Annotated in this window: 15 protein-coding genes and 1 pseudogene; 8 read left to right on the top strand and 8 right to left on the bottom strand. The window is 68.8% G+C overall.

The genetic code is table 11. From position 1 onward, the window contains the following. Window positions 1–30: 30 nt before the first annotated feature. The 5 genes from PV734_RS17900 to PV734_RS17880 form a co-directional block, all read right to left on the bottom strand. On the bottom strand, window positions 31–915 hold the full coding sequence (locus PV734_RS17900) for an MBL fold metallo-hydrolase (RefSeq protein WP_319094902.1): 885 nt from the start codon (window positions 913–915) through the stop codon (window positions 31–33). Window positions 916–975: 60 nt separating this feature from the next. Then, window positions 976–1,212 (bottom strand): hypothetical protein, encoded by a 237-nt coding sequence (locus PV734_RS17895; RefSeq protein ID WP_319094901.1) that lies wholly within the window; start codon window positions 1,210–1,212, stop codon window positions 976–978. Between the two features lie 98 nt (window positions 1,213–1,310). Continuing rightward, window positions 1,311–1,751, bottom strand: a complete 441-nt coding sequence (locus PV734_RS17890) for a tautomerase family protein (RefSeq protein WP_319290260.1) — start codon at window positions 1,749–1,751, stop codon at window positions 1,311–1,313. A 68-nt stretch (window positions 1,752–1,819) separates the two neighbouring features. After that, window positions 1,820–2,725 carry an alpha/beta hydrolase gene (locus PV734_RS17885; protein WP_319290258.1) on the bottom strand — a complete coding sequence of 302 codons (906 nt, stop codon included), beginning with the start codon at window positions 2,723–2,725 and terminating at the stop codon, window positions 1,820–1,822. A gap of 173 nt (window positions 2,726–2,898) precedes the next feature. After that, window positions 2,899–3,963 (bottom strand): AraC family transcriptional regulator, encoded by a 1,065-nt coding sequence (locus PV734_RS17880; protein WP_319290256.1) that lies wholly within the window; start codon window positions 3,961–3,963, stop codon window positions 2,899–2,901. On the opposite strand from PV734_RS17880, the gene PV734_RS17875 reads away from it, so the two are divergent. Further along, window positions 3,953–4,999 (top strand): AraC family transcriptional regulator, encoded by a 1,047-nt coding sequence (locus PV734_RS17875; protein ID WP_319290253.1) that lies wholly within the window; start codon window positions 3,953–3,955, stop codon window positions 4,997–4,999. The genes PV734_RS17880 and PV734_RS17875 overlap by 11 nt on opposite strands. 90 nt (window positions 5,000–5,089) lie before the next feature. Further along, window positions 5,090–5,564: pseudogene (locus tag PV734_RS17870) on the top strand (fumarylacetoacetate hydrolase family protein); the annotation flags it as partial. Between the two features lie 14 nt (window positions 5,565–5,578). Here PV734_RS17870 and PV734_RS17865 read toward each other — a convergent pair. Further along, window positions 5,579–5,989 (bottom strand): cation:dicarboxylate symporter family transporter, encoded by a 411-nt coding sequence (locus PV734_RS17865; RefSeq protein WP_319290251.1) that lies wholly within the window; start codon window positions 5,987–5,989, stop codon window positions 5,579–5,581. Between the two features lie 809 nt (window positions 5,990–6,798). Here PV734_RS17865 and PV734_RS17860 point away from each other — a divergent pair. Genes PV734_RS17860 through PV734_RS17850 form a run of 3 tightly spaced genes read left to right on the top strand, consistent with a single transcriptional unit; the run spans window position 6,799 to window position 9,022 of the window. Beyond that, the gene (locus PV734_RS17860) at window positions 6,799–7,863 is read left to right on the top strand and encodes an aromatic ring-hydroxylating dioxygenase subunit alpha (RefSeq protein WP_319290249.1); all 1,065 of its coding nucleotides are present in this window, start codon (window positions 6,799–6,801) and stop codon (window positions 7,861–7,863) included. Next, window positions 7,860–8,090 carry a hypothetical protein gene (locus PV734_RS17855; protein WP_319094838.1) on the top strand — a complete coding sequence of 77 codons (231 nt, stop codon included), beginning with the start codon at window positions 7,860–7,862 and terminating at the stop codon, window positions 8,088–8,090. Before PV734_RS17860 ends, PV734_RS17855 begins: the two co-directional genes overlap by 4 nt. Then, complete coding sequence (locus tag PV734_RS17850) at window positions 8,087–9,022, top strand: PDR/VanB family oxidoreductase (RefSeq protein WP_319094837.1); 936 nt, start codon at window positions 8,087–8,089, stop codon at window positions 9,020–9,022. Before PV734_RS17855 ends, PV734_RS17850 begins: the two co-directional genes overlap by 4 nt. Window positions 9,023–9,192: 170 nt before the next feature. On the opposite strand, the gene PV734_RS17845 is transcribed toward PV734_RS17850, so the two are convergent. Beyond that, a complete protein-coding gene (locus PV734_RS17845; protein ID WP_319094836.1) occupies window positions 9,193–9,864 on the bottom strand; it encodes a hypothetical protein in 672 nt (223 codons plus the stop codon). A 274-nt stretch (window positions 9,865–10,138) separates the two neighbouring features. On the opposite strand from PV734_RS17845, the gene PV734_RS17840 reads away from it, so the two are divergent. From PV734_RS17840 to PV734_RS17830, 3 genes are read left to right on the top strand one after another with little or no spacing between them, the layout of a single operon-like run. Beyond that, window positions 10,139–10,795, top strand: coding sequence for a helix-turn-helix transcriptional regulator (locus PV734_RS17840; RefSeq protein ID WP_319094835.1), 657 nt, complete (start codon window positions 10,139–10,141; stop codon window positions 10,793–10,795). A gap of 32 nt (window positions 10,796–10,827) precedes the next feature. Next, window positions 10,828–11,355 carry a toxin-antitoxin system, toxin component gene (locus PV734_RS17835; RefSeq protein ID WP_319094936.1) on the top strand — a complete coding sequence of 176 codons (528 nt, stop codon included), beginning with the start codon at window positions 10,828–10,830 and terminating at the stop codon, window positions 11,353–11,355. Between the two features lie 13 nt (window positions 11,356–11,368). Further along, on the top strand, window positions 11,369–12,553 hold the full coding sequence (locus PV734_RS17830; protein ID WP_319290247.1) for an MAB_1171c family putative transporter: 1,185 nt from the start codon (window positions 11,369–11,371) through the stop codon (window positions 12,551–12,553). A gap of 73 nt (window positions 12,554–12,626) precedes the next feature. On the opposite strand, the gene PV734_RS17825 is transcribed toward PV734_RS17830, so the two are convergent. Then, on the bottom strand, window positions 12,627–13,649 hold the full coding sequence (locus PV734_RS17825) for an alpha/beta hydrolase (protein WP_319290245.1): 1,023 nt from the start codon (window positions 13,647–13,649) through the stop codon (window positions 12,627–12,629). Window positions 13,650–13,691 lie beyond the last annotated feature (42 nt).

Below are 13,691 nucleotides of genomic sequence, written 5' to 3'. Positions count from 1 at the left end.
AGCAGTGCGGGCTTCGGGTGACAGGCTCGGTCACTCAGCGGCATCGCGCTTCGCGATCGCCTCGCCGGCGGAGAACTGGAGCGTCCAGACGTTGCCGTGGTGCGGGTACTTCTCCACCATGGTGGCCACCAGCTCTTCGGCGTCCTTCGCGACCTCGGAGGCAGCCGCGAAGTCCTGGATGTAGGCGCGGGTCTGGGCGATCATGGTCTCGACCGCGTAGTCGTCGCCGTCGGGCCTGCGGTGTCCGGACACGATCATGCGCGGGCGGAGCTTCTCCACGGTGTCGATGGTCTCGAGCCAGTCCTGCCACTCATCCGGCGTCGACAGGCCGAGCATCGGGTGGATCTCGTTGTAGACGGAGTCACCGGCCACGACGACGTCGATCTCGGGGATGTGCACGATGCTCGTGGGATGGATGTCGGCCTGCTTCACCTCGATGATGTGCAGGGGGGATCCGTCGACGTACAGAGTGTCGCCTTCGAGCGGCTCCGGAACCGGCCCCGCCATGACGCAGGTGTCGCCGAACAGCATGCGCCACTGCTCGATCTGGAGCTGCATGTTCTGCTTGATGGACTCGACCACGTGGGGCAGCGCCACGGCCTTCGCCTCCGGGAACCGCTCCAGGAGCGGTCCGAAGCCCAGGTAGTGATCAGCGTGATCGTGGGTGATGTAGATCGTCGTGAGCTTCTTGCCGGTGCGCTCGATCAGGTCACCGAGCTCCCGGACGTCGTCCTTGAGGTAGAGCGCGTCGATCAGCACCACCTCGGTGGCGCCGCTCACGAGCGTGGCCGTGGTGGGCGAGAAGGTGCCGTTCGGTACGCCGGGGAACTCCGCGGCCGGGACATTCGGCCAGCGACCGACGAAGGCCGTGGCGCGGATGGGGGCGGCCGGCGAGGAGTGGGTGTCAGTGGTCACGAGGTACCTCCGGTTGCGGTGTCGTCGGCCGACGCGGCATTGCGCACGTCGGCGGCGAAGTCACGTTGTGAAGCAGGTCGGTGAACCGAGGACGAGCAGGACGGGACGGCCGTCCGCGGCGATACTTTCGCTGCTGAAACGGCCTGCGTCAGTTGTCGGCAGGTCGATGTGGGGAATCCTGTCCCCGGCTCCCAGATCGCTCCTCGGGATCCGCAGATCGCACATGATGTCCGCGAAGGTCGGCCGGTCGATGCGGCAGCGGGTGCCCTCGCCGCGGGTGGTACGCGCTGTGGTCATCATGCGTTCCTCGGACGGATCCTCCGGAGATGGATGAGGTCCCGGGGCCCGCACGGTGGACAGGACCCCCACGGTGCCTCGGGACCTCGGTCAGGGGGTCAGCGGGTCAGCTCGTAGGGGACGGGCCGGTTCTCCTTGGCCCAGAGCTTCTCGATGTCGGACTCCGGCGGAGGCGGAACGATGCCCTGGACGCGCCACAGGTCCATGGGGGTCTCGTCGATGTGGACCTCCCAGTCGTAGCCGCGCTCCTTGACCAACGGCGCCAGCTTCTCCTCGATGACCTCCATGCACAGGAACCGCATCTCGGGGTCGTCCATCTGCCGGGCGATGTGGTCCACGCGGATCCGTATGAAGTTGTTGTTCGCCTTACCACCGACGTACATGGTGTTCGCCGGCATTTCCTTGAACAGGACGACGACATAGAACTTGGGCAGGTCATAGGCGTAGTCCGTGTAGAGCGAGGTGATCCTCTGGGACAGCTGTTCCTTGTCCTGCGGGGTGAAGGCGCTCTCGGGGGTGAAGATCTCCCAGTACGGCATTGCGGCTCCTTGATGGATGGATCGGTGACGGAAGGTGCGGCTCGTCGGTGCGGCTCAGGAGGGAGGGCTCAGCCCCCGAGGTGCTTGACGAAGTGGTCCCGTGCGGCTGCGGAGAGTTCGTCGAAGCCGGGGCCGCTGTAGAAGTCGAAGTGGCCGCCCTGCTTGACGATGATCTGCTTCGGCTCCCGGGCCTCTTCGTACGCGTCGAGGGCCAACTCGAACGGTGCCACCCTGTCGTTGTCGGCCACGATCATCAGGAGGGGGGTCGGCGCGATGCGGCTGATGAAGGTACCCGGGGCGTACTCGGTCACCATTTCCATGCTTCGAGCCGTCAGCTCGTTCTTCCAGTTGGGCGCACGGTCCGCCGACGTCTTGCTGAACCACTCGTAGGCGTCGGCCGCGGGCATCACGGCCTGTGCCGCAGGGTCGGCCGCGACGACCGGGACCATGGCGGGCTCTCCGCCGGTGAACCGGTTGAGTCGGTCGCCCTCCTGGATCGCACGGAAGACCGGGATGAAGTCCGGCCGGATCGCCCGGCTCAGGGTGCGCGGACCCGTGATGAACGGCACCTGGGAGACGACGGCCTTCACCCTCTTGTCGATCGCCGCGACCATGAGGACGTGTCCACCGGAGAAGCTGGAACCCCAGATGCCGATCTTCGACGCGTCCACCTCGGGGCGGGTGGTGGCGTAGGTGATCGCGTTCCGGAAATCCCGGTACTGCAGGACCGGGTCGACCTCCTGGCGGGGAGTTCCCCCACTGTCGCCGAAGTTCCGATGATCGTAGGCGAGCACGTTGAGGCCGGCTTCCGAGAAGACCACGGCATAGTCGTCGAGGTGCATCTCCTTGACGCATGACAGCCCGTGCGCCAGGACCACGACCGGTGCCGGCGTGCTGGTGTTCCTGGCCGGACAGAACCAGCCCCGGAGGGTGACGTCGCCCTCGCCCCGGAACTCGATGTCTTCTCGATTCATGTGCTCTTCCGATTCGCTTGCGATGGTCCGTCGGTCGGGTGGAGGTTCACTCGGAGTGATCCGACACTCGCGAGTAGTGGTGTCGGGCCCAGAATCCACGAATGCCGGTGAGGGCTCATAGAAGGATCGCGCCGCGGGTTGGTACGGCTGTGCCACGGCCTACGAGGAGACGGTCAGGCGCATCCGTGGGCTTCCCGGTAGTCGCCGGGCGACAGCGAGAACTCTCGACGGAACTCCCGTCCGAAGTGGCTGGCATCGCAGAACCCCCACCGGTGCGCGATCGCGGCAATGCAGAGGTTCGTGTTCACCAGGTCGCCTCTGGCCGCTGCCAGGCGGTGCATGCGGATGACCGCCCCGACGGTGTCCCCGGTCGACGCGAAGGCCCGGTGGACCGTCCTCGGAGAAACGCTGTGGGCGGCGGCGAGGTCGGCGACTCTGACCGGTCCACCGGCGAGATGGTCGATGATCCAGTCTTCCAGCCGCCGTCGGAGCAGATGCAGGAACTCGTCGTCGCCGATGTGGGCTCGACTCGCACGGATCATGCCGGCGATGAGGGCGAGTAGGGCATTGCGCGCTCCCTCGACCTCCGCCGCGGACATCCGCCCGATGTGACGGTCCATGCTCATGAGGAAGCCGTGGAGGAGGTTGGCCAAAGGGTTCTGAGCCGCGTCCAGGAGCAGGCAACCGGGTGCGCCGCCCCCCGCGCCGAACGGGGACAGGGCGCTCATGGGCACCCGGACCGTTCGTTTGGCCAGGTGATCCGGGATGACGAACCGCCCGGTGGTGCGGGTGCTCATGATGAGAACCGTTCCTGGTCGCAGAACTACGGTCTCGTCAGCGGTCTCGATGATTTGCCGGCCGGCGCTGGCAGCGAGGAGCAGCAGCGCGTCGTCGTCCTGACGCACCGCGTTTCTGTCTCGGGTCCCTTCGACCTGCGCGCACACCCAGTCGGTGATGAGAAGGTCTCCGAGGTCCAGCTCCTCAGCGGATCCGAGGCGCTCGACCGGCCCGGTGAGCCGCAGGTCCATGGCGGCCAGGCGGTCGCGGACGGCGAGCCTCCAGCGGACGTCCAGCTCTTCGGGTGTCAGCAGGTCGGCGGGGCTTAGCATGGGTGGGGCGACAGTCACTTCGGCTCCAGCTCGGTAGAAGCTGTCCTCTCGGTCGTGACGTGTAGTTTGCTTGGTTGAAACATTCCGGTACTTGCCCTGAGGCGACAAGGATTTGTCCTTGCGTGACACCGATCTTCCTGTCCGGTGCTCTGCCCTGCAGGGGCTGTCCACGCTCGTCACCGAGATCGGCGGCTCGGGCCCCGAACTCCTCGCGGCATATGGCTTCGACGAGTCAAGGATCGCCGAGGGCAACTCGTTCGTGAGTCTCCGACTGGTCCAGCACGTTCTCGAGGAAACGGCCGGCCGATTCGCGCTCCCGGACCTCGGGTTGAGGATGGCGGCGCAGCAGGATCTGCATGTGCTGGGACCGCTGGCGATCGCCATGGAGAACTCACGCACGATCGGCGAGGCCGTCGAGTGCGCGAGCCGCTACCTGTTCGTATACAGCCCGGCCCTCGCCCTCGAGGAAACCGACGATCCGCTGGGAAGTCCCGGTGTGGTCGGCCTTCGCTACACGACCACGGGCATCAACGCATCACCACAGGCGATCGATTACGGCATCGGGATCGTCCACCGAGTCCTGACGCTGATCCACGGCGACGCACCCTACGGACTTCGTTCGGTCCTGCTTCCACACGCTCGCCTGGTGCAGGAAAGCTCCTACCGGAAGTACTTCGGGGCCGAGGTCAGATTCGACTGTCCCAGCGCGGTCCTGCGTGTCCCGAGCCAACTGTTCTCGATACCGGTCAGCGGCGGCGATGACCTGTTGCGCGACATCGCGGTGGACTATCTCGAGACGCACTTCGGCCACCAGCACGTGCCGATGTCGGACCTGGTCGCAGCGATTCTCGGCGAACAGCTCGGATCCAGCGGTCCGGACCTGTCGAAAGTCGCGCGCCTGCTGAGTCTCCATCCGCGTTCACTGCAGCGGTCCCTGTCCAAGGAGGGCACGACCTTCTCCGGAGTCGTCGATCGTGTACGCATGAGTCAGGCCCTGGACTTGATCACGAGGACCGACCTGTCCTTCTCGCAGATCGCGACCAGCCTGGGGATGCAGGAACAGTCCAGCCTCACTCGTGCGGTACGTCGGTGGTTCGACACATCGCCTTCGAGACTGCGACGAGAAGGACAGGAGCCGCAAGGTCGGTCCGCCCTCATCGACTGAGCGTGCTCCGCAAGCCCCGAGTCGGCAGGGTGATCTCGTCTCTCTACGGTCTCCATCAGGTCGATGTCCGCGAGATTACGGACGGCCTGCACGATCCTCAACGACTGGTCCGCCCGTGACCTCCAGGGCCGCGAAATGAAGGTCGAACTCGGCCCGGCCAAGGGCAAGGACACCGCCACCACCCTCGGCCCCTGGCTGGTCACCGCCGACGAACTCGAAGCCCACCGCACCCCGGAGGGCTTCCTCGACCTCGCCCTGACCGTCCAGGTCAACGGCGAGACCGTCGGCCAGGACCGACTGGCCGGCATGGCCTGGACGTTCGAGGAGATGACGGCGTACGCCTCCCGCGGCACCTGGATCCGCCCCGGCGACGTCCTGGGCTCCGGCACCTGCGGCAACGGCGGCTGCCTGGCCGAACTCTGGGGCCGCGGCGGCCTGTTGGACCCCGCCGCTTGTTCCCGGCGACATCGTCACCATGACGCTCGAGGGCATCGGCACCATCAGCAACGCCGTCGTCGAAGGCGTTGCCCCGGTGCCTCCGCCTTCCGCCCGCCGCAGCCAATGACCAGCGGAGCGAGCCTACCTGCCGGTTTCCGTTCCTCCGTGTCCGATCCAGCGGTCGGCGAGGGTCCGCCCGCACTGGGCGAGCAGGTGCGACAGGGCGCTGTCGTTCGCGCAGTCCTGGTCGGTGAGGTCCGTCAGGGCCTGGACGGAGCGAAAGCAGCCGGCGGTGCTGTCGGCGGGACGGGTGCAGCGGCCTGTGCCGACCTGGAAGTAGGTCAGCGCCTTGATCCCGGTGCGGCCGACCTTCCTCAGGTCCGCGACACCGGCGATCCCGCCGATGATCGTCAGGAAGACGATCGGGCCGATCAGCATCTTCATCGCGGTGATGAACGTCGTGCCGATCGGCTCCATGTCGGTGGCCAGATCCGGCCACCGCCAGCCCAGCACGATGCCGATCACGATCGCCACCAGTACCTGGACGTACAACTGCCGGTACCACGGCTTCGCCGCGATACGCGCGGCTTGTTCGGCTTGTCCGTGGCTTGGGGTATGCGTCAGTGCAACCTTCCTGATGGCGCGACACCGAGCCCGATCGGTCCGCGCAGACTTTGGCCACAGTGAACCGGGCCAGGGATGAGGGGTCCACGACCAAAAATCGATGCCCTGTATAGGCCGGACCTATCAGTTGCCGCACAGGCCCGCGGGCCACCTGCCGGGCGACCGGCGGTCGACTGCCGCTCTTCCGTCAGGAGTTCCCACGCCGCTTCGAGAAGCCGTACGGATGGCTGGCAGCGGCAGTTGTCGATCCGGGCTCTGCCGCGGAAGTACGGCGTTCACCGCCGCCTGGTACGGGAGGCACTCTCCTCGCCGGTCCCCACCCCGCGCCGCCGGCCGGTGAGGACGTCACCTCGGATGGAGCCGTACAAGAAGACGGTCGATGCCTGGCTGCGGGCTGATCCGAGGCTCCGCGCAAGCAGCGGCACACCGTGCGGCGGATTGTCGCGCCGTCCCCACACGAGGCGAACCGGTACGTGACCTCACACGGCCCCTGACCAGTGGCGACACGCTCAGCAACCTGGTCCCCGGCCAACCCGGGCGCGAACCGAACAGCAGCACCACCCAGGCCACTTGCTCCGGCAACCAGGGGCTGCCACAACAGGGCTCTGACCAGCCTCTTCACAGAAGTCCTTCCGCCTGACAGAAGCCGCCTTGCCGAGCCGACACAAGTCTCACGATCCTGATTCCAACCACGGCACGCGGGGCGACGACGCCCCGCCCTCAGGGACGGGAACGCCATGCCCCACACCACCGCCTTCGCCAGGAACCAGTGGTACGTCGCCGCCTACAGCCACGAAGTGGGGCGGGACCTGCTCGGCCGGACCGTTCTCGGTGAGCCGCTCGTCTTCTACCGCACCGAGGACGAGGGAACGCCCGTCGCCCTGGCCGACCGCTGTGTGCACCGGCGCTACCCGCTCTCCGAGAGCGGACTGGACGGCGACCGGATCGTGTGCGGATACCACGGCTTCACCTACGACACCACGGGCGCGTGCGTGTACGTGCCCGGGCAGAAACGCATTCCGCGCACCGCTCGCGTCGCCTCCTACCCGGTGGTCGAGCAGGACGCCCTGATCTGGGTGTGGATCGGCGACCCGGCCCTGGCCGACGCCGACACCATTCCCCGGGCCCGGCACCTCGACTCCCCCGGCTGGGTCACCGTCAAGGGCATGGAGCCGATCGACGCCGACTACGGTCTGCTCGTCGACAACCTCCTCGACCTCTCCCACGAGACCTACCTGCACGGCGGTTACATAGGCACCCCCGAGGTCGCCGAGACGCCGATCAACACGGAGGTCGACGAGGGCGCGGGTATCGTCCGGGTGAGCCGGCACATGGACGACGCCGAGTGCCCGCCGTTCTACGCCAGGTCGACCGGCATCGAGGGCCGGATCACGCGCTGGCAGGACATCGAGTACCACGCGCCGTGCCTGTATCTGCTGCACAGCCGGATCGCGCCGGTGGGTGTCCTGCCCGAGGCCGACGGCAGTGACCCGAACGGGTTCCACACCGAGATCACCTACGCCATCACGCCCTCGGCCGACGGCAAGGTGTACGACTTCTGGATGGTCTCGCGCGACTGGGCCACGGACGACGACGAGGTCACGGAGTTCCTGCGGGGCAACAACCACACCGTGGTCATGCAGGACGTCGACGCGCTCAACCTCCTTCAGCGGACGCTGGGTTCGGAGCGCTCCGGGTACCAGGAGCTGAGCATCAACATCGACACCGGCGGTCTCGCCGCCCGCCGGATCCTCGCCCGGCTGGTCGAGGAGGGCGAGAAGCCCGTGGAGAAGGTCCTGTGAGCGGCCGGCCGCTCTCCGAGACACCCCGCGAGATCTACCGCATCGCGTGGCTGCCGGGCACGGACGTCCTGCACGGCACCTGTCACTGCGGCCGGGAACACCGCTCGCAGGACCCCATCGAGATGTGGGAGTGGATGCTCGCCCACCCACAGGGACATCAGCCACAGGAAAACCAGGCGCAGGGAAACCAGGCGCTGACGGACCAGCAACAGGGAAACAGCTCATGAGTGTCTACGAAGCCGAACTCGTCGTGGCACAGCGGGAGTCGGCGGCAGACGGGGTGCTCGCGCTCACCCTGCGGCATCCGCTCGGTGAGGAGCTGCCGGGCTGGGAGCCGGGCGCCCATGTCGACGTCGTGCTCGGGCCCGGACTCGAACGGCAGTACTCGCTGTGCGGCGACCCCGCCGACCGGTCGACCTGGCGGATCGCGGTGCTGCGTGAGCCGGAGGGACGCGGTGGATCAGCGTACGTGCACGGGCAGTTGGGGCTGGGCGACAAGGTGCGGGTACGCGGACCCCGGAACCACTTCGCCCTCAAGCCGGCCCCCCGGTACCGCTTCGTCGCGGGCGGTATCGGCATCACCCCGATCCTTCCGATGCTCGCCGCCGCCGAGGCGGCGGGCGCGGAGTGGACGCTGCTGTACGGCGGGCGCACCCGTGACTCCATGGCGTTCACCGAGGAGTTGGGGCGCTACGGGGACAGGGTCACGTTCGCTCCGCAGGACGAGACCGGGCTCCTGGACCTCGAAACGGAGGTCGGGCGACTGCCGGAGGGCACCCTGGTCTACTGCTGCGGTCCCGGGGCCCTTCTCGACGCGGTGGAGACGGTCTGCCCCGCCGGTGCGCTGCACGTCGAGCGGTTCGCACCCAAGGCCGGGCAGGGCGGCGCCGACAGCGAGTTCGAGGTCGTCCTGCAGCGCAGCGGTCGTACGCTGACCGTGCCCGTCGAGGTGTCCGTGCTGGACGCCGTGCGGGGCGCGGGGGTCGAGGTGCTCTTCTCGTGCACCGAGGGCACCTGCGGGACCTGTGAGACGGACGTGCTCGAAGGCACCCCGGACCACCGGGACTCGGTACTGTCGGACGAGGAGCGGGAGACGGGCGAGACGATGCTCATCTGCGTGTCCCGCTGCCGTGGTCCACGGCTCGTCCTGGACCTCTGAGCCACCATCGCGCCGCCCCGGCCGCACTCCGGGGCGGTGACAGGGCGCGGCACGGGGATCGCCACACGCGCCGATCCGGAGGACCTCGCGAGGGGGCCGTGACAAGAACGGCGGTGGCCCCGGTGCCGTCGACGACCTGAACGCCGACGGTTCCGGGGCCAGGTCCCGTCTCACGCCTCCGGGGTCGGCACCACGCTCAGGTGGCTCGCCGAGCGCCGCGGGCGGCGTGGTCCGCGTGAGGTGTCCGCCGGGCGCCGCGTCTCGCGGAGCACCAGCGTCAGCCTCGTATAGCCCATGTCCGCAAGGGACTTGGGGGTCTCGCCCACGATGCGGCACTCGGTGGCGCCCCAGCGCGGATCGGGGTGCAGCAGCGGGCGTACCGCCCCGTCGTGCTGGACGGCCTCCGCACCGACCGCGCGGATCCAGTGCGGCAGGCCCTGCCGGTAGGCGGCCTCCATGAGCGGATCCTGGGCGATGTCACGGCGGATGGCCTGGAGGACCCGGTCCTGGGCGTGCCGCTCCACGGCGGCGGCGAAGTGCGCCAGCATCGGCAGACACCAGCTCGACTCGTGCTCGCCGAGAACCGTGCCCGCGTCCGGATGAAAGAGGACGAAGCGGAGGAAGTTGTCGCCGGGCATCGCCGTGGGATGCGGGCCGACGGCGCGGAAAAGTGTCTCGAACGCGGTGTTGGAGAGGACCACGTCCCAGCGGTGGTCGAGGACGACGGACGGAAAGGTCACGGCCTCGACGAGTGCGGCGTAGTCCCGCAGATACGCCTGGGCCTCGGGACTCTCGGGGACGGGCCGCGGCGCCGGCCGCTGCCCTCCTGCCTGAAATGCCATCGGGAGGTCACCCCTCTTGCCTATGCGGCCTTCACGCGGCGCCCTGATCCTGCTGCCCTGGCAGCAGCCGTGTCAACTATCGTGGCATTTCATGCCTGTTGACGGCTGAATCTGGCCACAGATGTGGCGAGAGCTGGATGTGAGTTCGAACAACCCGCTACTCTCTCCGGGCAGTTCACGGCGACCGCCGAAGTCGCGGTAGACGTAAGACGTACGGGGACGCGAGGACTCGAACAGCGACCCACAGACACAGCAGACGGTAGGAGACCTGTCGGTGACGGATGGCTACGAGGTTCCGGGCGCCACGGCGACGGTTCTGCTGTCCGCCGTGGTGGCCCGGGTCACGGCGCTCGCGGACCGGCTCGGAGTAGCGCACGCAGAGGTCTTCCGGACCGGGCGGCTCTCCGCCTCGTCCGGCGTCCCGGAGAGCGTCGTCAAGGCCCTGCTGAGCGGGCAGAGCGCCGGCGAGCCCGATCTCCAGGCCCGTTTCCTTCAGCGGCTGGGTCTGCTGCGCCGCACCCGGCTGAAACCGAACGGCCGCAAGTACACCCAGCAGGAGATCGCCGACGGCGCGGGCATGTCGCGCCAGCAGGCGGGCGCGCTCATCAACGGCGACCGGCGCCCCACCATGGAGCACTGCGACGCCATCCAGCGCTTCTTCAGAGTGCACGCCGGTTTCCTCACCGCGGAGGATCCCGAGGCACTCGCGGGCGCCCTCCAGGCCTGCGAACAGGAGCTTCTCCAGCAGCTCGCCGACCGGGAACGCGAGGCGGCGAAGGCCGCCGACGACCCGCTGCAGCGGCTGCTGCAGGACCACGGCGTCCGCGGCATCGCCTGGCGGGCCGCGCAGCTGCCCTCCGACCAGCATCGCGACAAGGTCGCCGAGTGGCTGGACATGCTTCTGGAGAGCGTCAAGCGGCCGGAGTCGTGATCCGAGGGATGACTGTGAACATCGGCAAGGAAATGCGCCGTCTGTGCGGCGAGTTGGTGACCGAGCTGAAGCTCCCGGCACCGGCCGAACCCGCCGACCTCTACGCGGCGCTGTGCGACGCCATGAGCAGGCGCCGGGGCCGTCCCGTCGTGTTCCGAGCGGCCCCCTTCCCACCCGGCACGGCCAGCGGGCTGTGGCTCGACATGGCCGACCAGGACCTCATCGTGGTCGAGGAACGCACGGCGCCCGACCACCAGTTGGTGATCCTGGGCCACGAGCTGTGGCACATGCAGGCCGGGCACTGCGGCCATCATGTCGAGGGCGCCGCGGTCGCCGCCCGACTGCTCAGCGACACCGCGGACCTCCGGGCCACGGTCCGCAAGGTGGCCGCCCGCACCCGCTCCGACCTCGCCGACGAGCAGGACGCCGAGAGCTTCGGTCTGCTGCTGGCCAGCAAGTGCCGTACGTGGCTCGCCGGTTCGGCGCGCCGACCGGTGCGGCGCGACGAGCTCGCGGGCCGTATCGAGGCCTCCCTGGGCTATCGCGGGCCGCAGAGCTGAACGGGCGCCCGCCGTGAACGACTCCAGTTACTACGTACCGTCCGCCGCGATGGTGATCGTGCTCCTCCTCAAGGGCCGGGCGGTGCTGCGCGCCTGGCGCGACCCGCTGCTGCGGTCGGTGTACGCGCTGCTCCTGCTGTCCGTGCTGGTGTTCCTCTTCGCGGCCCCGCCGACCATCGCCTGGGTCAACCGCCTCACCGCTGTCCCGAACTTCTCGGCGCCGCTGGTGTACTGCCTGCTGAGCGCCTTCAGCGCCTCCTGCCTGGTACTGATCATCAACTGGCGCGGCGGGCCGCCCGAGGCCACCCGGCGGGCCTCGCACCGCTGGATCGCCGGGTACGCCGTCGTGATCGCGGCGACGGCGGCCCTGTTCGCCCTCGGGGACACGCCCGAGCAGCGCCTGCGCGACTTCGACACGTACTACGCGAACACCCCGTTCGTCCGCGAGATGATCGTGCTGTATCTCGTCGCGCTGACGGTCGCGAACATCGCGATGAACATGGTGTGCTGGCCGTGGGCGCTGAGAGTGCACGGCTGGCTGCGGGTGGGGCTGCTCGTCATCGTGGCCGGCTTCTTCTGCAACATCGCCTTCGCGGCCACCAAGCTGACGGCCGTCGTCGCCCGCTGGAACGGCACAGACCTCGACTACCTGAGCACCTACGTCGCCCCCGCGCTGGCCGCCGCCGCGGAGGTCGTGACCGCGGCCGGCTTCTGCATCCCGCTGGCCTGCCAGCGCGTCGGGGACGTGTGGAGCACCTGGTCGACGTACCGCCGGCTCAGCCCGCTGTGGCGCGAGCTCGCCCCGCTGTCGGACCACGGCGACCACGCGGTCCGCATCGCCTGGTGGTCACCTGCCGAACTCCAGGTCACCCAACGGGAGTCCGACATCCACGACGGCATGCTCAGCCTCTACCCGTACTTCGACCCGACCGTCCGGACCAGGGCCTACGAGGCCGCCCGCGCCGCGGGGTCGTCCCCCGACGTGGCTCGGTCCGAGGCGGACGCGGCCATGGTGACGGCGGCCTTACGGGCCAGGGCGGCGGACCCGGAGGGCAGGATCATCAGCGCGGCGGCCACGGAGAACGGCGGGCCGTCGTCGGCCGCCGAGGGCCCGCGCGACCTGGTGGCCATGTCCAACGCCCTGCGCCGGTCCCCGGTGGTAGCGGCGGTACGAGAGGGAACGGCGGCCCAGCGCTAGGGTGCGCTGTCGCTTTTCAGGGGCGCGGGGAACTGCGCGACCGGCCACGACGGACCCGCACCCGAAGACGGACCTAGGTAGCACTACGTTCGCTGACCTCACGCAAGTCCCTTTCCACCACCCGCCCATGGACATCGCAGGGCCGCCCGTCGATCAGCAGCTCCCGCCAGTGCTCCCGGCTCCAGTCGGCGGGCGCGCTTCCCCGGGTGAACTCCTCCACCAGCGCCACGAACCGCGCCGGATCACCGTGGAACGGAAAGTGGCCCGCCCCTTCGAAGATCTCCAGCCGGCTCCCCGGCATCGCCTCGTGCGCCCGGTACGCGTGCCGCACCGGCACCACGCTGTCCCGGTCACCCCACAGCAGCATCGTCGGCATGCCCTCGGTGAGATAGCACCGGTCCAGCATCGTCACGACCTGCCCGCGCCAGTCGACGACCGCACGCAGGGTGCGGATGAAGGCGTTTCGGGAGGTCTCGTCGGGCAGCGCGTCGACGAGGGTGAGCAGTTCCTGCGCGTCCTGGCCCAGATCGGTGTCCAGGAGCTTCATCAGCCGTACGGCGAGCCCCACTTGAAGCCGCATCCCGGGCAACCGCAGGGCGGAGAGCGCGAGATGGGCGCCGGGCAGCGACACCGCGCGCAGGACCGGGTTGACCTCGCGGCCCACACCACCCGCGCTGACCAGGATGAGCCGCTCGGTGCGCTCGGGGAACTGATAGGCGAACTGCATGGCCACCCCGCCACCGAGCGAGTGTCCGACGAGCGTCGCGGACTCGATGCCGAGGCTGGTGAGCAGATCGCGCACGCCGTTGGCGTAGGCGGCCACCGAGTAGTCGGCACGCGGCTTGTCGGAGGCTCCGTGGCCGAGCAGGTCCGGGGCGATCACGGTGTGGTTGCGGGCGAGGTCGGGGATCAGTTCGGCCCAGGTCTCCGAGGAGTCCCCGATGCCGTGGATCAGGACGAGAGCCGGGCCGTCGCCGGCCATCCGGAAGGCCCGGCGGTAGCCGTGCACGACGCGGTACCGCAGTTCCAGCTCACCGTCGCCGACCGGTCGCAGCCGTACCGCGCGCGCCGGTCCGTGACGCGGGATGTCCGCCACGCCGCTCACCTCCCCGCTTCCTGTGCCCGAACTCCTTGCCGA

Origin of the sequence: Streptomyces sp. AK08-02 (assembly GCF_033795085.1) — a bacterium.
Taxonomy (GTDB): Bacteria; Actinomycetota; Actinomycetes; order Streptomycetales; family Streptomycetaceae; genus Streptomyces; species Streptomyces echiniscabiei.
The sequence above is the reverse complement of the archived record's forward strand: the minus strand, read 5'-3'. Positions and strand labels throughout refer to the sequence as shown.